This is a genomic window from Mycobacterium sp. NGS48 (assembly GCF_059812585.1).
In genome coordinates, this window is record NZ_JCALCY010000008.1 from 115,928 (window position 1) to 137,853 (window position 21,926).

Below are 21,926 nucleotides of genomic sequence, written 5' to 3' on the forward strand. Positions count from 1 at the left end.
CGCCCCCGCGATTTGGCTGCCCCAACCGGGTTCGGTAACCTGGTACTTACCCGTCGCGGGGTGGAGCAGCTCGGTAGCTCGCTGGGCTCATAACCCAGAGGTCGCAGGTTCGAATCCTGTCCCCGCTACTAAGTGAACGGCCCTCGGAGACAATTCCGGGGGCCGTTCTCATTGTCGCGAAATGCCGACGGCCGCTCGTGGTACAACCTGGAACCATGACTGGTCTTGCCGACGAGACGCGATGGATGGACGCCACCGACCAGGCGGCGCTGGTGGAAAAAGGGGAAGTCACGCCGTCCGAGCTGCTGGAAGCGGCGATCGAGCGGATCGAGCAGTCCAACCCACTGCTGAACGCCGTGGTCATCGAGTGGTTCGACCACGCCCGTTCGCTGGCCGCCGATCCCAACCTGCCCAACGGCCCATTCCGCGGCGTCCCATTTCTGCTCAAGGACCTCTACACCAGCTTCGCCGGCCAGACCCTGTCGAACGGAAACGTCGCACTCAAAGCCGCAGGCAGAATCGACACCGCCGACACGACTCTGGTCGCCCGGTTCAAGGCAGCCGGGCTTGTCATCGCCGGGCGGACGAATACCCCGGAGATGGGCAGCCTGCCGACCACGCAACCGCTGGCATGGGGCGCGACCCGCAACCCATGGGCACTGGACCGCACCCCGGGCGGGTCGAGTGGCGGGGCGGCCGCAGCGGTGGCCGCCGGGATGGTTCCGTTCGCCAACGCCTCGGACGGCGGCGGCAGCATCCGCATCCCGGCGTCCTGCTGCGGGCTCGTGGGGCTCAAGCCAAGCCAGGGGCGGATCACGGTCGGGCCGCTGCGCGCCGAAGTGGGGCTGGGCGTCGAACTGTGCGTCAGCCGCACAGTGCGCGACACCGCGCGGCTGCTTGATGCGGTGCGCGGTCCCGGTGTCGGCGATACCGTGATCGCGCCGGCGCCGCAACGGCCCTATGCCGACGAGCTCGGCGCCGACCCTGGCCGGCTGCGCATCGGACTGCTCGACGTCCATCCGCGCGGCGATTTCCTGCACCAGGACTGTGTTGCGGCGGTGCGCGCCGCGGCGTCGATGCTGGAGGGCATGGGGCACACCGTCGAGCCGGCCTGGCCAGAGTGTCTGGCAGACACCACGCTGGTCGACAAGTTCATGGCACTGTGGGCGACGCAGATGGCGGTGGCCACACGGGGTTTCAGCGAAATGCTCGGGCGCGAAATGACCAAAGACGACATCGAGCCGGTGAACTGGGTGCTGGTCGAGCAGGCTCAGCGGTTGACCGCCGTGGACTACGCGACCGCGCAGGCGGCGGGCTGGGCGTTTCGGCGTGAGCTGCAGCAGTGGTGGGCCGACGGCTGGGACCTGCTGCTCACGCCGACGTTAGCCGAGCCCCCGCTACCGCTGACGGAGTTCGAGAACGATCCCGACCAGCCCACGGCGCCGATGCGCCGCGCCGGGCATTTCGCGGCGTTCACGCCGCCGTTCAATATGAGCGGCCAGCCGGCGATCAGCCTCCCGTTGCACCGCAATGCCGAGGGCCTGCCGATCGGCGTTCAGCTCGCCGCCGCTTACGGCCGCGAAGACGTGCTGATTCGCGTTGCGTCTCAACTAGAGTCGGCCCACCCGTGGCTGTCTCAGCACCCGGAGATGCCCTGACGATCCGCCGTTATTCGGTGAAAGTGCAGGCTGACTGCCGTCAATCGGCCTAGACTCGAAGCGTCGACGCATGCGGCTGGGAGGGCGTATGCGGAGGGGAGGCGGCGATGAGTTCTCATCAAGCACAGCGCAAATCTGTCCCGATACCGCTTGAATTGCCGCCGAGCCGAATAGTGCCGGTGCGCGCCCCGGACGGCACCTGCCTGCATACCGAGGTCTTCGGACCCGACGACGGCTATCCGATCGTGTTGGCGCATGGCATCACGTGCGCGATCCGGGTATGGGCGTACCAGATCGCGGATTTGGCCACCGATTACCGCGTCATCGCCTTCGACCATCGCGGCCACGGCCGCAGCGGTCTGCCACCGCGCGGCAATTACCGGCTCCATCACCTGGCCTCCGACGTGGACGCCGTGCTCGAGGCCACCCTTGCCCCAGGGGAGCACGCCGTCATCGCCGGCCACTCGATGGGCGGAATTGCGATCGCCGCTTGGTCGGAGCGGTATCGCCACAAGGTGCCGCACCGGGCCGATGCCGTCGCGCTGATCAACACGACCACCGGAGATCTGCTGCGCGAGGTGAAGCTGCTGCCGGTGCCCGCGCCATTCGCGGCGGTCCGCGTGTTCGGTGGGCGCGCGCTGGTCAACATCTTCGGTTCGTTCACAGTGCCGCCCGCGGTACGGCGTGCGACCCGCGAAATGATTTCGCTGCTGGCAGTCGGCGGCGACGCCGAGCCCGACATCGGGGATCTTATCTACGAGCTGTTCGACGCCACCTCACCGGCGGGGCGCGGCGGCTGCGGCAGGGCGCTGGTCGACGCGCTGGGGTCGCGGCACATCAGCTTGTCCGGTCTGACGGTGCCGACGCTGGTCATCGGCAGCGAACGCGATCGGCTTACGCCGCTGAGCCAGTCCCGTCGGATCGCAGCGGCCGCGCCGAACCTGGTCGGGCTCGTCGTGCTGCCCGGTGGTCACTGCGCGATGCTCGAACGCCCCGCCGAAGTCAACCGCCAGCTGCGCGAACTTTTGGAATCAGTCGCCGACGCGCGGCGCATCAGCTCGTAGCCGGTCAGCCACCTCGGCGGCGGCACGCTGGCCGGATCGCACCGCCCCGTCCAGGAACCCGGTCCACTCGTCGGCGGTCTCGGTGCCTGCCCAATGAATCGGCCCGACCGGCCGGCGCAACCACGGCCCGTACCGGGTCCACGACCCTGGCGGCACCGCGGCCGTCGGGCCACCGGCCGCGAATTCTTCTGCGCCCCAACGGTGATCGACGTAGTCGAGCGGCTTGAGGGCGTCGTCGCCGAACAGCGAGGCGAAGCAGTCCAACGCGCGCTGGCGTCGCTGCTCTGCGGGTAATGCATCGAAGCTACGGGCGTCGACGAATCCCAGCAGGATGCCCGGACCGTCGGGCTGCGGGCTCACGTCGAACGTGATGAACACCGGGCCTTCGTCGGACAGTGCTTCACCTGAGCACCCGGTGTCCCGCCAGAACGGAGTGGGGTAGGCAGCGTAGGCCTTGGACAGTCGGCCCTGCGGCCAACAGGTGGCCAGCCGCTCGTATTCGGCGGGCAGCGCAGGAGCGAACTCGATGTCCGCCCGATGCTCCGGGGGGACCGCCACGACCACGAATCTGGCTTCGGCTCTTCCCTTTTCGCAAGCGATAAGCGCAGCGCCGTCCCGGTGCTCGATACCGCGCACCACGGCGCCCAGCACCACCCGGTCGCCGAGTTCGACGGCCATCCCGTCGGCGATCTGCTGAGTGCCGGCCAAGAAGCGGTCTTGTTGGGCACCGTCGTGCACGTCGAGCAGCCGATCCAGGCCACCGGCCGCCCGCACATATCGGGCGGCGTGCAGCATCGACACGTCGTCGGGCTCGCAGCCCCAGGTCACCCGGGCCATGATCGCCAGCAGGTCGCGGGCAGTGGCACCGGCATGCACCGACTGCAGCCAGCCGCCCAGCGACTGTTCGTCCAGCCGGGCCGCTCGCCGCGCGGTCCACGGTTCGGCCAGCGGTACTTGTCGGGCAATGCGCTCGAATTGCCAACGCACACGACCGATGTCGAGTAATCCGCTCAGCGACAACCTCGGGATGGTGCCGGAATACGAGCGGGTTTCGCCGCGCCACCGGATCAGGTTGGCGCCATCGGCAAACGTCGGGGTGGTGTCGACGCCGAGTTCGGCGGCCAACTTCAAGACCGCGTCCTGCGTCGGGCCGACGAACGTGCCGCCCAGATCGACCGGGATGCCGGCGACATGTCCGGTGTAGGAGCGCCCGCCCACCCGATCGCGGCCCTCGAGGACCAACACCTCGTGCCCAAGCCGCATCAGCTCACGGGCGGCGGTGAGCCCGGCGAAACCGGCCCCGATTACGACAACGTCGGCGGTCCAGTCCATGCCTCTCAGTGAACCGTCCAACGTCGACTTGTTGCGCCCAAACGCCCGAAATATCCCAACAAGTCGACGTTCGCGCCGTTCAGGGCGCCACTGTCAACCAGTCGGCGAATCCCGACGGGTCGTGTCGGCCCAGCGCGCCGTGCTCGTAGAGCCCCCAGCCCTCCACCGGATCGGCGTCGCCGTCGCGGCACACCGCCCGGCCCACATGGTCGATCACCCCGAACCCGGAGCGCGCGACGACGGCCGGGTCGGTCATGTCGTAGGTCAGTCGTTCGGTGAACTTCTCGCCCTTCCACATGCCGTGCAGCCAGTCCGAATCGCCGCCGTAGCCGCCACCGACGTGGATTGGCACCGGCAGCTTGGACTCCACCTCGAACTGCACCGGGGTGCCGTCCGGCCTGGACGCCTCGATCGTGGCGCCGGTCGGGATGCGGGTGCCCGACCGGTAATGAATCTTGACCCGCGGCCAGCCCAACTGCTCGACGCGGCCGTCGCGCCAGACCCGGGTGCAGTCGTTGAGGGACCGGAATCCGTTGGGTTCTTCCTGAATGATCAGCACGATGGCGAACTCGTCGAACGCCATCGGCACGTAGAGCCACCACATGCCCTCGAACGGCGGGTCGGCCGGACGTCCCGCCGGTTCGGCTTCACCGATCGGCCGGATACCCCAGGAACGGTCTCGGCTACCGATCCAGGTCGCCGGATCGACGGCGATCTCCTCTCCGTCGAGCAAGATCCGTCCGCTCCACGAGCCCAGCTGAGCGAAGCGCTGTGCGTTCAGCGTCACCCGATTGCCCGCTCGCAGGATGTGCGGCTGCTCCTGGACGGGGTCGAACAACCCCTCCCAGGCCAGGTCGACGGCGATGCCCTCGGTTTCCTCCAGGATCACCCGGAGCTTGCGCAGCGGTTCGCTGACCTCGACCCGGTAGCCGCCCACGTGCTGGTTGAGCCGGTTCTGGTCGATGGCGTCCGACAGGTGCACCGCGGTTTGGGTGTCGCCGCGGCGGATCAGGACAAACGCGTCCTTGACTCCAAGGTTGGGGTAGTAGCCGATGCCGGTGACCAGGAAGATGTCGCCGGTGCGGTCGTGGGCGTTGAGGTAGGACCGGTCGTAGAAGTTGCGGTCCGACGAGCCCGGCCAGGCGATCGGTTGGGGGATCTGGTGTACCGGAAACTCGTCGAGCGGTCCGAGCATCAGTCTTCTCCTATGAGTCTTTTCATCAATCCGGCGTGGTAGAACAGCGACTCGACCTCGTCGGGCTTCTCCACTTCACCGAAATGCACCCGCCGCGCGCCGGTGCGCATGAACACACAGGCCCACATCACGCCGGAATACACGTAAAACCAGTGCAGGTCACCGATTTCAACACCGGAGAGTCGCAGATAACTGGCCCTGACATCGTCCTCGCGCATCACCTCCGGCAGCCCCGGGAGGGTGGCCAGACCGGCGAGCTCTTCAAAGACCGTGTGCGCGAAGATCATCCACGCCACGTCGAGTTCGCGCGGCCCCAGCGTCACCATCTCCCAGTCCAGCACCGCCACCGGTTTGAAGTCGCGGTAGAGCACATTGCCGATCCGGGCGTCGCCCCAGCACAGCACCGGCTCGGCGGCCGCCGCCTGATGCGGCCAGTGAGTCTCCAGCCAGTCGAAGCTGCGTTCCAGCAAGGCGGAGCGGCCGATGTCCGGAACGGCGAAGTCGTACCAGGACTGCACCCACTCGAAGTGCCGGCGCAATGCTGTATCGCCGGATCGGCCCTCGTCGAGAAAGCCGAACATCTTCTGCGGGTCCGGAATTGAGTGCAGCTTGGCCAGCACCTCGACGGTGCCGTCCTGCAGTTCGCGCTGGCGTTCGGCGGGAGCGTCGGCGAACCAGTTGTCGCCGAAGGTGTAGGGCATCACGTCGGGCGGCACCACGCCCTCGACGTGGTCCATCAGGAAGAACGGCTTGCCCAGAACGTCGCCGGTGGTCTCGATCCAACGCACCAACGGGACGGCCACGTCGGTGAGTTCGCCGACCCGGCGCATCACCTCGAATTGATGATCCAGCCGGTACGACGGGAACACCGGCACGTCCTCGGCGGTGGGCGCCACCCGCGCCACCCAGCGCTGCTCGACCGCAGTCCCGCGGTCGTCCCAGCGTCCGGTCAGAATCAGCGTCTCGGAGGACATCCCGTTGGCGTCGATGCCGCTTTCCACGGTCACCTGCGGAGCAACGCCCCCGGGCATCATCGTGGAGAGCCATCGCGACATCACCGCCGGCACGGTGGTCATGTCGCGGCTGGACCGTTGCATACGGCCGATGTCGCTGACAGCAGGTTGGTTGGCCACAATCGCCTCCGACAATTACGATACGGTGGGTAGCGTTATGAAAGCAGACCTGACTTCGGTTGACAAGTCGGCGAGTGCCGGACGGCCCCGGGACCCGCGCATCGACGCTGCCATACTGGCGGCGACGGCGGAACTGCTTGTGCAAATCGGCTATTCGAACCTCACGTTGGCTGCCGTCGCCGAACGCGCCGGGACCACCAAGACCGCGCTGTACCGCCGCTGGTCGAGCAAGGCTGAGTTGGTGCACGAGGCCGCCTTTCCGGTGGCGCCCACTGCTTTGGTCAGCCCGGCCGGTGATATGGCCGCCGATGTGCGGGCGATGATCGCCGCCGCGCGCGACGTGTTCACCAGCCCGGTAGTGCGGGCGGCGCTGCCCGGACTGGTCGCCGACATGACCGCCGACTCCGAACTCAACGCCAGGGTGATGTCGCGGTTCGCGGATTTGTTCACCGCCGTGCGGGTCCGGTTGCGTGAGGCGGTCGGTCGCGGCGAGGTCCATTCGGACGTAGACCCGGACCGGTTGGTCGAACTGATCGGGGGAGCGACGTTGTTGCGGTTGCTGTTGCGCCCCGACGAGGGCCTCGACGACACCTGGGTGGACCAGACCGCTGCGATCGTCGTGCACGGCGTGATTGCGTAACGATCATGGCGGCAGTGCAGGCATTCCCTACTGACTGGCGCACCGCGCTGGTCTTGGTCCCGCACCCCGACGACCCCGAATACGGCATCGCCGCTGCCGTTTCGAAGTGGACGGCACAGGGCAAGTCCGTCCGCTACGCGTTGGCCTGTCGTGGCGAAGCCGGCATTGCGGGCATGCCCCCTGAGCAAGCCGGGCCGGTCCGGGAAGCCGAGCAACGGCGGTCGGCGGCTATTGTCGGCGTCGCCGACGTCTATTTCTGGGACTTCCCGGACAGCGAAATCCGCGATACCAACGACCTGCGGGCGAGGATCAACTTAGCCATCAGCGACACCAAACCCGATGTGGTGGTGACCATTTACGGCGGGCCGGAATGGGCGCCGGGGATGCCCAACCAACGCGACCACATCGAGTTCGCAGCCGCGGTCAGCGCGGCCTACGATGCCCTGCCCGATCCGCCGCGCTGGTTGTTTCAGAACGGCCCAGATGGCACCCACGCCGAGGTGGTGGACGGCTACATCGACGTCGCCGTGGCCGCGCTCGCGGCCCACACGGTCTATCTTTCGGTACTTGATCCGCAGACACCGGTCATCGAGCAGGCCCGGCGGCAGGTCGACTTGGCGGTACCGACACGGGCAGGCGGTAGGGCGGTGCAATTCATCGTGGAGAGGAGCAGCAGTCGATGACAGGACGACTCGACGGTCGCGCGGCGATTGTCACTGGCGCCAGCCGTGGATTGGGCCGAGCGATCGCACTGGCGCTTGCGGCCGAGGGCGCAGCCGTGGCCGTCGGCGGGCGCACCGAACAGGTCTGGGACGAACGACTGCCCGGCACAATCGGGCAGACCGTCGCCGACATCGAGTCCGCCGGCGGGCGCGCCGTCGCCATTCGCGCCGATCTGCTCGATAGCGGTGACATCGACCGGTGGGTCAACGAGACACGAGACGCATTGGGCCCCATCACAATTCTGATCAACAATGCGGCCTTCACCGCACCCGGACGCCCGCCCAAGCCCGGCGCTCCGACCAGTCCCGCCAAGCCGGCCAAAGCACCGTCGGCTGCGGCCAAACCAGGCTGGCCGCCACTGCTCGGCACACCATTGGCTGCATACCGGCGGCACTTCGAGATTTCGGTGTTCGCCGCCTACGAGTTGATTCAACTGGTGTGCCCCGACATGATCGCCGCCGGTTTCGGGTCGATCATCAACATCACCTCGGTCGCGGCGCGCCTACCCGGCGACGGGCCCTACGCGGACCGCAGCGGCGGTGTCCTGCCCGGCTACGGCGGATCCAAAGCGGCGCTTGAGCACCTGACGTGGTGCGCCGCGTTCGATCTCCAGGGCCACAACATAGCGGTCAACGCCCTCTCGCCGTCCAAAGCCATACTGACGCCGGGACTTTCGTATTACACCCGCGATTTCGACGAGGTGGCGACGGCAGAGGAGTTCGCGCGCGCGGCCGTGGAACTGACGCTGATGGACGCTGCCAAAGTCACCGGACGCACGATCGGGCATCTGCAGGTACTCGACGGCAGCTTTCGGGCCTACGAGTGAGCCGCGGCATAGCTCCGATCATCGGGATCGCTTGTCCGCAAGGACACTGATGCGCAGAGCGACGGCGAGCAGGATGGTGCCGAGCGCAAGGCCGATGAACTCGAGCCATCCGATCAGCCGGCCGTCGGCGTGGCCGGTGTCGACGATGTGGCTCAGCGAATGCAGCACCCAATGCGCCACCGCGAACGCCAGGGCCGGAACCCGCCAGGTCGGCCACCGCAGCGCGGCGAATAGCAGCAGACCCAACGGCAGCTCGAACGACGCGTTGTCGAAGATGTAGTGGTTGTTGCGCGGCCCGAACGCGCCAAGAGTGTCGAAGAAGGGGCCCGGTGCGAACAGCATGAACAGGCCGAGAAGCGTCGAATACAGTCCGAACCCGATCAGTACCGCGTCGACGAAGCGTGAGCGTGTCGTCATGGCTGTGACCTTAGACGCTGGTTCGTCCCAGAGCATGTACCGCCTCGGCTACCGCGTCAGCGAGTGGATCAATCTCGGCGGCAATAAGATTCGAGACGGTAATCCGTATGCCGGGCGGCGTGTTGATTCGGAATCTCGTTCCCGGGGCGGCCGCCCAGCCGGCGGCGAGTAGCCGGGTGATCGCGACGGTTTCGTCGGGCACCGGAATCCAGACGTTGAGGCCGGACCGACCGTGGGAATTCACGCCGCGCTCGGCCAGCGCTGACTGCAGCGTCGCGCGGTTGCGACCGTAGATGTCTTCGGCCTTGTGTACCAGCTGAATTGCCGCCTTGTCGCGCCACAAGCTGGCCGCGAGGTCTTGTAGGAGGTAGCTGACCCAGCCGGGCCCCAGCCGCAGCCGGCCGTGCACCCGTTCGACCGTCCGGCGGTCGCCGGCCAGAACTGCCAGCCGCAGGTCGGGGCCATACGCCTTGGATGCCGACCGGACGAAGGCCCAATGGCGCGTCGATCCGGCCAAGGTGTGCAGCACTGCGCCGGCGATACCGGCGCAGTGGTCGTCTTCGATCAGCAGCACGTCGTGGGCACGGTCGGCCATCAGCCGCCGCAGCTGCGCGGCCCGTTCAGCGGAGATCGCCGCGCCGGTCGGATTTTGGGCGCGAGTGGTCACCACCACTGCCCGTACGCCACGGCGCAGCGCCCCCGCCAGATCCGCGACCAGCGGCCCGTCGTCGTCGACGCGCAGCGGCTCGACCGAAAAGCCCATCGCGGCAAGGAGATCCAGCAGATTCGCCCAACCCGGATCCTCGACTGCCACTCGATCACCAGGCCGCAGGTGAGCTGCGAGAACGCGTTCGATCCCGTCGAGCGCGCCGGCGGTCACCGCGAGGTGCTCGGCCGGCACGCCCTCCGCGCGCAACGACACCTGGACGTACTCGGTCAACTCGGGCGACATCGCGGGCTCGCCATACAGCAGCGGAGTCCGTCGTTGCCGCACAGGTTGGGCGTGGGCGATCGGCAGCAATGCGGGATCCGGGTTGCCCGTCGAGAGGTCGCGCACACCTTCGGGGACGGTCAGCCCGCGCAGGGATCGCGGTGTGGTCGCAGGCCGTTCGCGCACCCGGGTGCCTCGCCGTCCCGCAGTCTCAACCGCTCCGCGGTGACGCAGCAGGCGGTAGGCAGCCGCGACGGTGTTGGCGTTCACGTTGAGCTGCGCGGCGAGTTGCCGGATGGGTGGCAGCTCGGCACCGGGGGCGAGCCCGCCCGTGGAGATGGCCTCCTCGACGCTGGTCGCAATTGCCTCGGCGCCCGAACCGCGAATGATGTATCGTACTGGCACGTAAGACAGTATGCACTAGTACAAACTACTGCGAGGCAAAATTGGAATCGTCGCCGACCTACGCGCCCACCGCGCGCAGCACGCCCACCCGGTATCGGGAACGTGCCCGCTACGAGCGCGCCACCGTCCACCGCATCCTCGACGAGGCGCTGATCTGTCACGTCGGTTACCTCCAAGACGGCCGACCGTTAGTCCTGCCGACGACGCACGCCCGGGTCGGCGAGGTGCTGTATCTGCACGGTTCCACGGGCAGCGGGCCGATGCTGGCGGCCTCATCGGAGGGCCTGCCCGTCTGTGTCACGACCACGCTGGTCGACGGCTTGGTGTTGGCCCGCGCCGCGCTGCACCACTCAATGGCCTACCGGTCGGTAGTCGTGCACGGCAACGCACGCCTTGTCCGGGACCGGCAGGAGAAGCTGCGCGCTTTGCATGCCCTGCTCGACCACGTGGCTGCCGGTCGGGCCGCTGATAGCCGACCTCCTAATGAGCGCGAGTTGGCCGCAACCGCCGTGCTCGCGGTGGACTTGCTCGAGGTTTCGGCCAAGGTACGCGACGGCGGGCCGGTCGATGATCCCGAAGACCTTGCGCTGCCGCTGTGGGCCGGCGTGCTGCCGCTGGCCCTGACCGCCGGGGCGCCCATCCCGGCCGAGGGCCTCGACCCGGCTGTGCCGCTGCCGCCTTACCTGGCGTCCTACCGGCGAGGCTGACAACTACGTGGACAGCGGGTCCATCGCGTCGGAGATGTCTTCGTCATGACGCTCGCCCTCGGCAGCATCCGCAAATTACGTCGTGGCACACCTACGACTGGTCGAAATTGACCGACAAAAACCGCCTCCCGCGGCATCGCTGAACCGGCTCGCCGAGCTCGTTGAGAAGGCGTAACTATCAAGGGCCCGGCTTCGTGCGCTTCTCCGCAAGCCGGGCAGCGCCTCTCGTGCCCAACCGAATGGCGATCGGCCCGAAAATTTGGGTGCCGGGAATGCGTGTCCTGAAGCTGATTTCGGTGGTCAACCGGGCGCCCATTTCCTCGGGTTCGATGGTCACTTCGCCGACGTAATCACGGAACGGCAGCCCGGATAGCAGTGTGTAGCGCAGCCGCTGCAGCGGTTCGAACTCGATGATCTGTTCTCGCGTTGGTGGTCCTATCAAGTAGAGCGCCCGCACCGCCCCTGTTCCGTTCGGGTATGGCTCGCCCGGTCTTTCGACGACGGATCTGCGGAAGGGTGTCCACTCAGCCATGCCGGCATGATCCGACACGACCTTCCAGACGGTCTCTGGATCGGCCGCCACGTGACGCGACACCCGGTAGTGATGAAGCTTGCTCACTTTTCGAACATCATCGGAACGTTGAGCGGCCCGCGGATCGCAGTGGTGTCGCGCCAGGCCACTGAGCCTGCCAACGCCGGTTTGCGGGCGAAGATTTCGCGCAGTGCCACGGTGGTTTCCAGCCGCGCCAAGGTCGCACCGAGGCAGTAATGCGCGCCGTGCCCGAACGACAGCGGTGCCGGCCCGGTGCGCTCGGGCTGGAACTGGTCAGGCTCGTTGAAGACAGCGGGATCACGGTTGGCCGCGGCGATGACCACCACAGCTTGCTGGCCGCACGCTATGTCGACGCCGCCGATCCGCTGATCCTCGGTGGCGGTGCGCGCGGTGGCCTGCACCGGGCCGTCGAGCCGAAGTAGTTCAGTGATCAGCGACGCGTCAGCGGCCTCGACCCGATCGGTGATACGTGTGCCGTCTGGCATCGGAGTCAACAGCCGAAGCATCGCTGCTCCAAGGAGATTTGCGGTTGTCTCATGACCCGCGACGGCAATAAGGATCGCGGTGATGACGACGTCATCGAGCTGCAGGTCGGGGGCAGACGCGATGAAGCTGAGCAGGTCGTCGCGTGGGTTCGTGCGACGGTCGGCAGCGAGGGGAAGAAACGCGGTGACGAGTGCCGCGGAGGCCGCTGCGCCGGCGGCAATCTCGTCGGGATCCGCGAGTGTACCCAGCATCCGGATAATCGCCGGCGATTGTTCACGGAGCAGCCGAGAACTCTCGAGATCTAAGCCAAGCCACTCTCCGGCTACAGCGAGCGGCAGCGGTAAGGCGACATCGGCCATGAAATCGAAGGCCATACCCGTCACCGGGTGGTCGATTACCGCCGATGCAATGGCGTCCACACCAGCAGTAAGACCCGTGATGAACGAGCGGGTGAAGACGTCGCGCACCGCCCCGCGCAAGCGGTCGTGATTAACTCCGTCGGCGAATAGCATCGAGCGGTTGACCAGATCGGAACTCATGGAATCGATCGCCGCGCGAGCATTTGGATTTGCCAGCGGATTACTGGTCCAGCCCGATCCGCCCAACACCTCTCGCGCGGTATCGTAGCCGAGAACAAGCCAGGCTCGGGCGGTTTCGTCCCATACCACATCGCCGTCGCGCCGTCGTTGTTCGTAAAACGGGTAGGGGTCTGCGGGGTTCCATGGGAGGTGCGGAGCAGTGGTGGTAAGGATGGTCATCGGCCCTCCAATCCGTATCGCAAACCGCGTTCGCGCACCCAGGCACCGTGTTGCTTGCCCAGCGGCGTGATCGGTTCGGCGACGCCGTCCATGTCGTCGACCATGGCTCGGGCGTAGATAGTGGCGCCTAGTGCGGCGGATATTGCGTTGACGCTGAGGTTCAGTCGCGAGAAGAAGACGAAGTCGTCGGGGATTGACATGCGGCGAACCGGATGATCTGGCGAACGGGCATCGATCAGACCACGAATAGCACGACGCGAGGTGTCTTTTGTATAGGTCACAGGTTGAGGCGCGAGCAACTCGTAGAGGATTTCGGCCCACCACTGGTATGTCTCATCGACAGTCAGGGTGGAATCGTCTGCCAAGAAACCCGATTCGATCATCAAGTCGTGGAGATCGTGTTTCCGGCCTTCGATTGCCGCACGGTCCAGCTCGACGATTCGGCGGCGTTGATATTCGGCCACGGCCTTGACACAGCCGAAGTCGACGAAACCGACTGTACCGTCCAGACCGAAGCAGTAGTTACCAGGATGAGGATCGGCATTGAACAGATTGGCGTGCCGGTACGAGCCCGCCGCAAACCGCCAGATCACCTCTGCCCAAGTATTTTTCAGCTCCTGGTCAGCCTGTTGCGCGGCGGCCCAGCCCAGTCCGTCGAGATAGGTCATGGTCAGCACCCGATCACCGGACGCCTCGTCGATGACTTCCGGTACCCGGATGAAGGGGTGGTCGCGGTACAGCTCGCTGAAGGCGGTGATGTTGGCGGACTCATGCCGGTAGTCGAGTTCTTCAGAAATGCGAGCAGCTATTTCCTGAGTGGCCTGTCGTAGATCGGACTGCATAGTGGTCCCCGACGCCGAGGCAGCCAATCGGAAAAACGTCCCCAGCAGTTCGGTGTTGGCCAGATCATCGCGAATCGCCGCCGCGGCGCCAGGATATTGAATTTTTACCGCTACTTGGCGCCCGTCATGCAGCACGGCATGGTGCACCTGGCCGATGGAGGCCGCCGCCATCGGTTGTTCGGCGAAGTCGGCGAACACATCTTCGGCGGGGCGACCGAGATCGGCATGCAGGATTCTTTTGGCCAGCGCAGGATCCATCGGTGGCGCGTCAGCCTGCAACCGAGTCAGGGCTTCCTGATAAGGCGAAAGATTGCCCTTCCCAACCGAACCCACGTCTACCATAGATAATATCTGGCCGGCCTTCATCAGCACGCCCTTGGAGTGGCCAAGTAGCTCGGTGTAGCGCTCAGCCGTCCGCTCGTGGAAGCGCTGTACGGCATCCGCGTCGCCCGTCTTCTCCCGGAGGGCGGCGACCATCCGTCCGCCGGCCGCCCGCGCGGTGAACCCGGCCAACGGCATGGTGCGACGGATCCGCCCACGCGGCACCGAGTTATCCCTAGGGGCGGTCATGAGGATCCAATCCGTACGGCAAGCTGCGCTCACGCACCCAGGCATCGTGCAGCTTGCCCAGTGGTGTGGTCGGCTCGGCCACGCCGTCCATGTCGTCCGATATCGACCGGGTATAGACGGTGGCGCCCAGCGCCGCGAAGAGCGGGTTCAACATGAGGTTGACCCGGGGGAAGAAGACCAAGTCGTCGGGTGCCGACATGCGACGGACCGGGTGGTCGGCTGGGCGCAGATCGACCAGGCCGCGGATGGCGCGCTGTGCGGTGTCCTGGGTGTAGGTAACTGGTTGTGGCGCAAGCACCTCCCAGGCAAGGTCTGCCAGCCACTGGTAGGCCTCGTCCACAGAGAGTGTGGAACCACCGGCAAAGTAGCCCAATTCGGCCATCAGATCGTGCACATCACGTTTGCGTCCGTCGATGGTGGCGCGGCTCATCTGAATGAATTTCAGGCGCGCACGCTCGGGCAACACCTTGACACAGCCGAAGTCGAGGAACCCGACCCGCCCGTCCAGTCCGAAGCGGTAATTCCCGGGATGGGGGTCGGCGTTGAACAAATTGCCATGCCGGATAGCACCACCGCCAAATCGCCAAATCACCTCGGCCCAGGTGTTCTTCAGCTCCTGATCGGCCTGTTGCGCCGCAGCCCAGTCCAGTCCGTCGAGATAGGTCATGGTCAGCACCCGGATACCGGATGCCTCATCGATGACCTCCGGTATCCGGATGAACGGATGACCGCGGTAGAGCTCGCTGAACATCGTTATGTTGGCCGCCTCGTGGCGGTAGTCAATTTCCTCGGCGATGCGCGCAGCGATTTCCCGCGCCGTCTGTCGTGGATTGGTCTGGATAGCGACGCCCGCGGCCGAGGTCGCGAACCGAAAGAACGTTGCCAATAGTTCGGTGTTCGCCAGATCGTCACGGATCGCTTGCGCCACACCCGGATATTGGATCTTGACCGCGACTTGGCGACCGTCGTGCAGCGCCGCACGGTGGACTTGCCCGATGGAGGCTGCTGCCATCGGTTCGTCGCTGAACTCGGCGAACACCTCCTCGGCGGGTCGGCCGAGTTGGGTCTGCAACACCTCTTTGGCCAGTACTCGATCCATGGGCGGCGCGTCGGCCTGCAGGCGAGTCAGCGCTTTCTGATAGGGCGAAAAGCTCCCGTTGCCAATAAAGCTGGCGTCGACCATGGACAGTATTTGCCCCGCCTTCATGAGCACGCCCTTGGAGTGCCCGAGTAATTCGGTGTAGCGCTCCGCAGTCCGTTCGTGAAAGCGCTCTACGGCGTCGAGGTCGCCGGACTTCTCCCGGAGCGTGGCCACCATCCGTCCGCCGGCAGCGCGGGCAGTGAAGCCTGCCAATGGCATGGTGCGACGGATCCTCCCCTGAGGGACCGAGTCATCCCTATCCGCCATGGCCGACCTCCTAGCGGCGCTACCACTGAGGCGCTAAAGTATTCACTTGTCGATACTAAGTGAACACTTGGGAGCGGTCAATGCCACCGATGCCGACCCGAGAGCGGCTGGTCACCGAGGCAATGCGGCTTTTCGGCGAGCGGGGATATAACGCCACCAGCGTCGCGCAGATCGAAGCCGCCGCCGGTCTGGCGCCGGGCTCGGGAGCTCTCTACCACCACTTCAAATCGAAGGAGGCGCTCCTGGACGCCGGCATTGACCGGCAGTTGGACCGTCGGCGTGCGATGCGCGATATGCGTGCACTTTTCGCTGGCCTAGGCGACTTGCGGAGCGAACTTACGATGCTGGGCCGATACGTGCTGGCCGTGCTCGACGAAGAAACGCAACTCCTTCAGATCGCCTCCCGCATCCCATCGGGTCAGTCGGCCAGACTCACTGACGCCTATGCAGCATTGTTCGACGGGCTATATGCCGAACTTGCTGATTGGGTCACCGGATGGATCCCAGCGGTTAGCCAACAGGATGCTGCGGCCATCGCCACGGTCGGGGTCAACGCGCTCCATGGCAAACGGGCGACGAGCACCGTGTTTCACGAGCCAGGAGCAGCCATGCCCGACGAACAATACATCGCGGAGTGGACAGCGATGCTCGGCAGCCGGATCGATTCGCTGCGGCAATAGCGGCCAGCGTGCCAGGATGACGCCAGGCCATGCCGCAAACGCGGCAGGCAACCGGTCGAGTGGTGTGCCGATGCCCCTGATCGATAAGGCGACAGGCCGCGTCGTCGCCGTGATCGTGCTCTTGATCGTCGTGGCTGCGGCGTTGCGCGGATATCTGCCCGGCGTCGAACGCGCGCCGCGGCACGAACCGCCGCGCAGTTCGGCCTCACTGGTGTATGTGGTCGCGCTGCTGGCCATCTCGCTGGTGATCGTCGGCGCGGCCGTCATCGCCCGACTCCGTGATCCGCGCACGCCGGCTACCAGCGCCGGCGGTCTGCCAGAACGTTTCGGCGGTAGCGCCGGACGGCCCGGCTGGCGGGTATTGCTGGTCGCAGCCGCGGTCCTGGTCGGGTGGCTGCTGCTGGTGTGGCTGCTGACGCGGTTTTTCGGGCCACACGGCATTGCACAACTCCCAGATGGAACCGCGCCGAACACCCAGCTGCCGACCGGTGACACCGTGCCTCCGCCTGAGCAGCCGCGGGAGCCAGACACTGACGACGACGTGCTGGATTATCTCGTCGCGAGCACGGTGGCGCTCCTGGTGTTACTCGTCGGGGGCGGAGTCGTCGCCGCCCGCCGACGACGCGGCACCGAACCGCGCATTGCCCCCGTCGAATCGGCTGAGCTGCCCGCTTCCACCGCAGCCTCCGAAACACTTGTCCGCGCAGCAGAAGTCGGCCTCGTCGAAGTCGGCGACCTGAGCCGCGAGCCGCGGGAAGCGATCATCGCGTGTTACGCGGCGATGGAGCGCGAACTGGCCAAGGTGCCCGACGCTGCGCCGCAGGAGTTCGACACTCCGACCGAAGTGCTGGCCCGGGCCGTCGAACATCGTGCGTTGCATGCCGATAACGCCGCTCAGCTGGTCCAGCTATTCGCCGAGGCGCGGTTCAGCCCGCATGTCATGAACGAGAGCCATCGCCAGACCGCGGCAGACGTGCTGCAGTTGGTTCTCGCTGAATTACGGAGCCTGGTGTGAAGCGCCTGGCGATCTTGAGTGTGTGCGTTGTCGTCGCGGTGGAGGCGGCGATGTTGGTGTTGCCCGACCGTCGACTCGTGCTGTGGATGTCCGGCGCGGCGGTGGCGTTGGCGGTGATCAATATTCGCCGGTTCATCGGTCACCAGGACGAGTCGCCGCGCGTCGCCACCGGAAATGAGCTGGGGGAGTCGTTGCGTAGCTGGCTGACCCGCAACGAGACACTGATTCGGTGGTCGGAATCCAATCGGGCCGACTGGGATCGGCATCTGCGTCCGATACTGGCCCGGCGGTTCGCCATCGCTACCGGGCAGAAGCAGTCCAAAGACCCGGCGGCGTTTTCTACTACCGGGCGAATGCTTTTGGGCCCGCAGCTGTGGGCATGGGTGGACCCCAACAACGTCGCGCAGACCGGGGGCAAAGAACCCGGCCCCGGTCGAGCAGCGCTCGAGGAAATTCTGCAACGGTTGGAGCAGGTATGACTGGAGGTACGGTGGGGCCCGCCGAGGTGACTACTGCCCGCTGCGAGGCGGTGCTCGACGAAATCGAGCGCGTGGTGGTCGGGAAGCGTTCCGCCCTGACCCTCATCCTCACTACGGTGCTGGCCCGTGGTCATGTGCTCATCGAGGACCTCCCCGGTCTGGGCAAGACGCTGATCGCGCGATCGTTTGCCGCGGCGCTGGGGCTTGGCTTCACTCGCGTCCAGTTCACCCCCGATCTGCTGCCGGCCGATCTGCTTGGCTCGACCGTCTACGACATGCAATCGGGACGTTTCGAGTTCCGTTCCGGACCGATTTTCACCAATCTGCTGCTGGCCGACGAGATCAACCGGACGCCACCCAAGACCCAGGCGGCGTTGCTGGAGGCGATGGCCGAAAACCAGGTCAGCATCGACGGTCAAACTCACCGGCTCCCAACACCGTTCATCGTGTTGGCTACCGACAACCCGATCGAATACGAGGGCACCTATCCGTTGCCGGAGGCGCAGCTGGACCGGTTCGCGGTTCGCCTCGAACTGCGCTACCTCTCCGAGCGTGACGAGACGTCGATGCTGCGCCGGCGCCTCGACCGTGGCTCGGCCGAACCGACGGTGAACCAGGTTGTCGATGCCCATGATCTGCTGGCGATGCGGGAATCGGTGGAGCAGGTAAGTGTGCACGAAGATGTTCTGCACTATGTGGTCTCGCTGGCCGCGGCGACCCGACACCATCCGCAGGTCGCGGTCGGTGCCAGTCCCCGCGCCGAACTCGACTTGGTGCAGCTCGCACGCGCCCGCGCGCTGCTGCTCGGACGCGATTACGTGATTCCCGAAGACATCAAAGCGCTCGCTGTCCCGGCTGTGGCGCACCGGATCACGCTGCGCCCGGAGATGTGGGTGCGGCGGATTCAGGGTTCAGACGTCGTAGAAGAACTGTTGCGCCGCTTACCGGTTCCGCGGGCGCGCGGTGCGGCGACGTGACCCAAATCCACGAGGTCACGTTACGTTGGCGCGCGTCGGCGCTGACTAGAGCGGTGGCCAGTTGCGCGGGCGCGGCTTTGGTGGCGGCGCTGGTCGCGTCGCAGTGGCAGCTTTTGGCGTTCGCCGCGCCGTTGCTGGGCGTGTTGTGTTCGATCGGCTGGCAGCGGCAGCTGCCCAAGGTTCGGGTGCACGCCGAACCTGGTTCGCTGCGCTGCTTCGAGTCCGAGCAGACGCAGCTGAGCGTGACTGCGACCACCGAAAGCCCCGGTGTGGCAGTGGGTCTCACGGTGTCGGCGGTCGACGGCATGCAACTCGCAGTGCTCGACCGGCCCTCTGCTCAGCGACAAACCGTCGCCGCCACCGCCGACCGCTGGGGCCGCTACCCGATCCGGGCCACGGTCGACGTCGTCGCGCATGGCGGGTTGCTGGTCGGGACCGCCACCGCAGATGCCGCCCACGTCAACGTGTTTCCGATAGCGCCCCCGCAGCCCACGACGCTGCCGCAGACCGAACTGCTCGATCGCCTGGGCACCCATCTCACCCGGCACATCGGCCGCGGTGTCGAATACGCCGATATTCGCGCCTACGTGCCCGGCGATCAGTTGCGCACGGTTAACTGGCCGGTGAGCGCTCGGCGCGGCAGCCTGCATGTGACCGAACGGCTGACCGATCGGGCTGCCGACGTGGTGGTGCTCGTCGACACTTATTCGCAACCACCCGGCCCGGCGACAGAAGCGACCGAGCGCACCGTGCGAGGCGCCGCTCAAGTGGTGCAGACCGCACTGCGCAACGGTGATCGCACCGGCATCGTGGCGCTTGGCGGTCGACGGCCGCGATGGCTGGGCGCCGACATCGGCCAGCGCCAGTTCTATCGGGTGCTCGATACGGTGCTTGGCGAGGGCGATGAATTCGAAACCACCACCGGCACTCTCGCACCGCGCGCCGCCGTTCCGCCGGGCGCGATCGTCGTCGCATTCTCCACCTTGCTGGACACCGAGTTCGCACTGGCGCTGATCGACTTGCGGAAGCGCGGTCACGTCGTGGTGGCCGTCGACGTCCTGCAGGGCTCGCCGTTTGAGGATCGGCAGGACCCGCTGATCGGCCGGTTGTGGACCTTGCAGCGGTCGGCCATGTATCGCGACATGGCCACCATCGGTGTCGACGTGGTGGCATGGCAGGCCGATCACACCTTGGACCAATCGATGCGTGCGGTCCCTGACCATCGGCGCCCGGTGTCGGGGCGACGATGATCGCCCGCGTGTTGTCGATCGCCTGCGGGCTGCTGATGGTGGCAGCTGTCGGAATAGGCTCGCAGGCCGCCACATTCGTCGTCACGCTCCTTGCGCTGGTTGCGGTGGTCGCCGGAACACTGATTCGGCCGGCCGCAACACTTGCGGTGCTGCTGACCGTGGTTGCCGTCATTGTGTCCAATCCCGCGCCCACGCTGGTCGCGGCGTCCGGGCTGGCTGCAGCGGCCTATCTGCTGTTACGGCACGCCGTCAGTACAAGCACCGGGCTCGATACCCTCAGCGGGTCGGCTCTCATTGGGGCCGTTGGTTTCACGCTGGTCGGATTGGTCGCGACCGCGTTTCCCTTGCAACTGCCATGGCTGCCGTTGGCCGCGCCGCTGGCGATCTTGGCGATCTACCTGTTGGCGATCCGGCCGTTCACCGTTGATCCGGCGCCGGCGGGTCAGGGCCGCCCCGCAGAAGTTCGACCGGATGATGAGCATGGTTGATTTCGGGCGGGCCGGTGCCGTCGGTCCAGCCGAGCCGGCCGCTTTCGGTGACTGTGGTGCGTTGTTCGCCGCGAGTGGTCATGCCGTGGTCGCAGCCACACGCAAAGAACAGCTTGTCGGCGTCGGTGCGGCCGCCCCGCGCCCACTCCGGCTCGTGGTGGACTTCGCAGCGATAACCGGGTACTACGCAGTTGGGGCGGGTGCAGCCGCGGTCACGGGCGTAACAGATCAATCGTTGGTCGGCGGTGGCGACGCGTTTTTGCCGACCCAGATACAGTGGCCGCTTGATGTGGTCGTCGAACACCGCCAGATAGTGGATTCCGTTGGCGGCCATCCGGATCAGATCGCGCATCGGTAGCCTGGACCCGCCACCGGTGCTGGCGAACGCGGGCATCGGGATCGACGGATCTGCAACAGCGTGGGCAGCACGGTCCAGTTCGGCGAGCGTGGTGGCGACGACCACGGTGACCGGGTGGCCGCGATGCACACCGAGTCCGCCCGACGCGATGGCGGTTTTCAGGCCGAGCTTGAGCGCGTCGTGGCATCGTTGGGACGGGATGCGGTCATCGGGCGCCTCGGGACGGTTACCCTCGGGTTGGTGACGGCCTGGCCGCACGGCCGCTTCGATGGCTTCGAAATACGCGCGGGTCTCGGGATCGAGCAATCCGGACAACCGAGACATGCCATCGGGACCCTGCGCGCCGAGGTGCAAGCCGCGGCGGCGCGCACGATCCTCGTCGGTGAAGTTGCCATCCGGATTGAGGTAATCAACGATGCGCTGCCCCACCCTGGTAACGATCCCGGCATCGCTATTAGTCGCTTCGTGGACCAGCCTGCGTTCAGCCTGTGCTACCTCGGTGGGCGCTACCCGGGCAGGTAGCTCGTCGACAGCCCGGCACACCGCACGAATGTGATCGTCGCCGACAGCGCCGGCCTGCACCGCCGCCGCCAACTCCGGTAGCTCCGGGGGCACCGGCGGGCCGGTCAGCGAGCGGCGGGGTCGAATTCGGGCCGCGAGCCTACAACGGCGGGTGATTTCATGCGGGGTGATCCGCAGCCGCTTCCATAGCGCGGCGCGCACCTGTGCGGTGGACTCGGTCTCGTCGGGAGGGTCTGCGATCTCGCCGAAGAATCGGTACATCAGTCCGCGGTTAGTTCGCTCCTGGGTTTCCAGCCGCTCCGCGACATCCACCCGAAAGTTGTTGCCCACCAGGTCCGACGACGTTTCGCGCAGGACGTCATGAGCAGCATCGATCGCGTCGAGAGCGGCGCTGATGCGCTCCCGTGCCAACTCCGCGCCCAATGCTGCACCCATGCTTCGACGCTATGAAACACCGGTGACAACTACGCGACCAGCGCTCAGCGCGAAGACCGGCCTGTGGATGAAAC

22 protein-coding genes and 1 tRNA gene are annotated in these 21,926 nt (G+C 66.3%); 13 read left to right on the plus strand and 10 right to left on the minus strand.

What is annotated here, in order from left to right:
* Window positions 1-54 precede the first annotated feature (54 nt).
* From AC5Y42_RS16140 to AC5Y42_RS16150, 3 genes are all read left to right on the plus strand, one after another.
* Window positions 55-128 (plus strand) — tRNA-Met (locus AC5Y42_RS16140).
* A gap of 87 nt (window positions 129-215) precedes the next feature.
* Entirely contained in the window at window positions 216-1,658 is a 1,443-nt protein-coding gene (locus tag AC5Y42_RS16145; protein ID WP_499899546.1) for an amidase, read from the plus strand.
* 107 nt (window positions 1,659-1,765) lie between these two features.
* Entirely contained in the window at window positions 1,766-2,722 is a 957-nt protein-coding gene (locus AC5Y42_RS16150; RefSeq protein ID WP_499899548.1) for an alpha/beta fold hydrolase, read from the plus strand.
* On the opposite strand, the gene AC5Y42_RS16155 is transcribed toward AC5Y42_RS16150, so the two are convergent.
* Genes AC5Y42_RS16155 through AC5Y42_RS16165 form a run of 3 tightly spaced genes read right to left on the minus strand, consistent with a single transcriptional unit; the run spans window position 2,690 to window position 6,382 of the window.
* Entirely contained in the window at window positions 2,690-4,075 is a 1,386-nt protein-coding gene (locus tag AC5Y42_RS16155; RefSeq protein WP_499899550.1) for a flavin monoamine oxidase family protein, read from the minus strand. The two genes, AC5Y42_RS16150 and AC5Y42_RS16155, sit on opposite strands and share 33 nt — an antisense overlap.
* Before the next feature lie 58 nt (window positions 4,076-4,133).
* A complete protein-coding gene (locus tag AC5Y42_RS16160; RefSeq protein WP_499899552.1) occupies window positions 4,134-5,249 on the minus strand; it encodes an Rv3169 family protein in 1,116 nt (371 codons plus the stop codon).
* Window positions 5,249-6,382, minus strand: coding sequence for a phosphotransferase family protein (locus AC5Y42_RS16165; protein WP_499899556.1), 1,134 nt, complete (start codon window positions 6,380-6,382; stop codon window positions 5,249-5,251). The genes AC5Y42_RS16160 and AC5Y42_RS16165 overlap by 1 nt, the downstream gene beginning before the upstream one ends.
* A gap of 37 nt (window positions 6,383-6,419) precedes the next feature.
* On the opposite strand from AC5Y42_RS16165, the gene AC5Y42_RS16170 reads away from it, so the two are divergent.
* From AC5Y42_RS16170 to AC5Y42_RS16180, 3 genes are read left to right on the plus strand one after another with little or no spacing between them, the layout of a single operon-like run.
* Window positions 6,420-7,022 carry a TetR/AcrR family transcriptional regulator gene (locus AC5Y42_RS16170; protein WP_499899558.1) on the plus strand — a complete coding sequence of 201 codons (603 nt, stop codon included), beginning with the start codon at window positions 6,420-6,422 and terminating at the stop codon, window positions 7,020-7,022.
* 5 nt (window positions 7,023-7,027) lie between these two features.
* Complete coding sequence (locus AC5Y42_RS16175; protein ID WP_499899560.1) at window positions 7,028-7,705, plus strand: PIG-L deacetylase family protein; 678 nt, start codon at window positions 7,028-7,030, stop codon at window positions 7,703-7,705.
* Window positions 7,702-8,571: an SDR family NAD(P)-dependent oxidoreductase gene (locus AC5Y42_RS16180; RefSeq protein ID WP_499899562.1), complete on the plus strand. Its 870-nt coding sequence runs from the start codon at window positions 7,702-7,704 to the stop codon at window positions 8,569-8,571. The genes AC5Y42_RS16175 and AC5Y42_RS16180 overlap by 4 nt, the downstream gene beginning before the upstream one ends.
* 18 nt (window positions 8,572-8,589) lie before the next feature.
* On the opposite strand, the gene AC5Y42_RS16185 is transcribed toward AC5Y42_RS16180, so the two are convergent.
* Together AC5Y42_RS16185 and AC5Y42_RS16190 are read right to left on the minus strand one after the other, a co-directional pair.
* Window positions 8,590-8,988: a hypothetical protein gene (locus AC5Y42_RS16185; RefSeq protein WP_499899564.1), complete on the minus strand. Its 399-nt coding sequence runs from the start codon at window positions 8,986-8,988 to the stop codon at window positions 8,590-8,592.
* Window positions 8,989-8,998: 10 nt separating this feature from the next.
* On the minus strand, window positions 8,999-10,324 hold the full coding sequence (locus tag AC5Y42_RS16190; protein WP_499899566.1) for an aminotransferase class I/II-fold pyridoxal phosphate-dependent enzyme: 1,326 nt from the start codon (window positions 10,322-10,324) through the stop codon (window positions 8,999-9,001).
* Window positions 10,325-10,365: 41 nt separating this feature from the next.
* Between AC5Y42_RS16190 and AC5Y42_RS16195 the strand changes: the two genes are divergently transcribed.
* Window positions 10,366-11,031, plus strand: a complete 666-nt coding sequence (locus AC5Y42_RS16195; protein WP_499899568.1) for a pyridoxamine 5'-phosphate oxidase family protein — start codon at window positions 10,366-10,368, stop codon at window positions 11,029-11,031.
* 178 nt (window positions 11,032-11,209) lie between these two features.
* Here the strand turns inward: AC5Y42_RS16195 and AC5Y42_RS16200 are convergent, their stop codons facing one another.
* Genes AC5Y42_RS16200 through AC5Y42_RS16215 form a run of 4 tightly spaced genes read right to left on the minus strand, consistent with a single transcriptional unit; the run spans window position 11,210 to window position 15,648 of the window.
* Window positions 11,210-11,650, minus strand: coding sequence for an SRPBCC family protein (locus tag AC5Y42_RS16200; RefSeq protein ID WP_499899570.1), 441 nt, complete (start codon window positions 11,648-11,650; stop codon window positions 11,210-11,212).
* Window positions 11,647-12,828 carry a cytochrome P450 gene (locus tag AC5Y42_RS16205; protein ID WP_499899571.1) on the minus strand — a complete coding sequence of 394 codons (1,182 nt, stop codon included), beginning with the start codon at window positions 12,826-12,828 and terminating at the stop codon, window positions 11,647-11,649. The genes AC5Y42_RS16200 and AC5Y42_RS16205 overlap by 4 nt, the downstream gene beginning before the upstream one ends.
* Window positions 12,825-14,240, minus strand: coding sequence for an ABC1 kinase family protein (locus AC5Y42_RS16210; protein WP_499899573.1), 1,416 nt, complete (start codon window positions 14,238-14,240; stop codon window positions 12,825-12,827). The genes AC5Y42_RS16205 and AC5Y42_RS16210 overlap by 4 nt, the downstream gene beginning before the upstream one ends.
* On the minus strand, window positions 14,227-15,648 hold the full coding sequence (locus AC5Y42_RS16215; RefSeq protein WP_499899575.1) for an ABC1 kinase family protein: 1,422 nt from the start codon (window positions 15,646-15,648) through the stop codon (window positions 14,227-14,229). The genes AC5Y42_RS16210 and AC5Y42_RS16215 overlap by 14 nt, the downstream gene beginning before the upstream one ends.
* A gap of 80 nt (window positions 15,649-15,728) precedes the next feature.
* On the opposite strand from AC5Y42_RS16215, the gene AC5Y42_RS16220 reads away from it, so the two are divergent.
* From AC5Y42_RS16220 to AC5Y42_RS16245, 6 genes are all read left to right on the plus strand, one after another.
* On the plus strand, window positions 15,729-16,328 hold the full coding sequence (locus tag AC5Y42_RS16220) for a TetR/AcrR family transcriptional regulator (protein WP_499899576.1): 600 nt from the start codon (window positions 15,729-15,731) through the stop codon (window positions 16,326-16,328).
* 70 nt (window positions 16,329-16,398) lie between these two features.
* Window positions 16,399-17,343 carry a DUF4129 domain-containing protein gene (locus AC5Y42_RS16225; protein ID WP_499899578.1) on the plus strand — a complete coding sequence of 315 codons (945 nt, stop codon included), beginning with the start codon at window positions 16,399-16,401 and terminating at the stop codon, window positions 17,341-17,343.
* Entirely contained in the window at window positions 17,340-17,822 is a 483-nt protein-coding gene (locus tag AC5Y42_RS16230) for a hypothetical protein (protein WP_499899580.1), read from the plus strand. Before AC5Y42_RS16225 ends, AC5Y42_RS16230 begins: the two co-directional genes overlap by 4 nt.
* Entirely contained in the window at window positions 17,819-18,799 is a 981-nt protein-coding gene (locus AC5Y42_RS16235; protein ID WP_499899582.1) for an AAA family ATPase, read from the plus strand. The genes AC5Y42_RS16230 and AC5Y42_RS16235 overlap by 4 nt, the downstream gene beginning before the upstream one ends.
* Window positions 18,796-20,049, plus strand: a complete 1,254-nt coding sequence (locus tag AC5Y42_RS16240; protein WP_499899584.1) for a DUF58 domain-containing protein — start codon at window positions 18,796-18,798, stop codon at window positions 20,047-20,049. The genes AC5Y42_RS16235 and AC5Y42_RS16240 overlap by 4 nt, the downstream gene beginning before the upstream one ends.
* Entirely contained in the window at window positions 20,046-20,537 is a 492-nt protein-coding gene (locus AC5Y42_RS16245) for a hypothetical protein (protein WP_499899586.1), read from the plus strand. Before AC5Y42_RS16240 ends, AC5Y42_RS16245 begins: the two co-directional genes overlap by 4 nt.
* Here AC5Y42_RS16245 and AC5Y42_RS16250 read toward each other — a convergent pair.
* On the minus strand, window positions 20,467-21,852 hold the full coding sequence (locus AC5Y42_RS16250) for a 13E12 repeat family protein (protein ID WP_499899588.1): 1,386 nt from the start codon (window positions 21,850-21,852) through the stop codon (window positions 20,467-20,469). The genes AC5Y42_RS16245 and AC5Y42_RS16250 overlap by 71 nt on opposite strands.
* Between the last annotated feature and the right edge of the window lie 74 nt (window positions 21,853-21,926).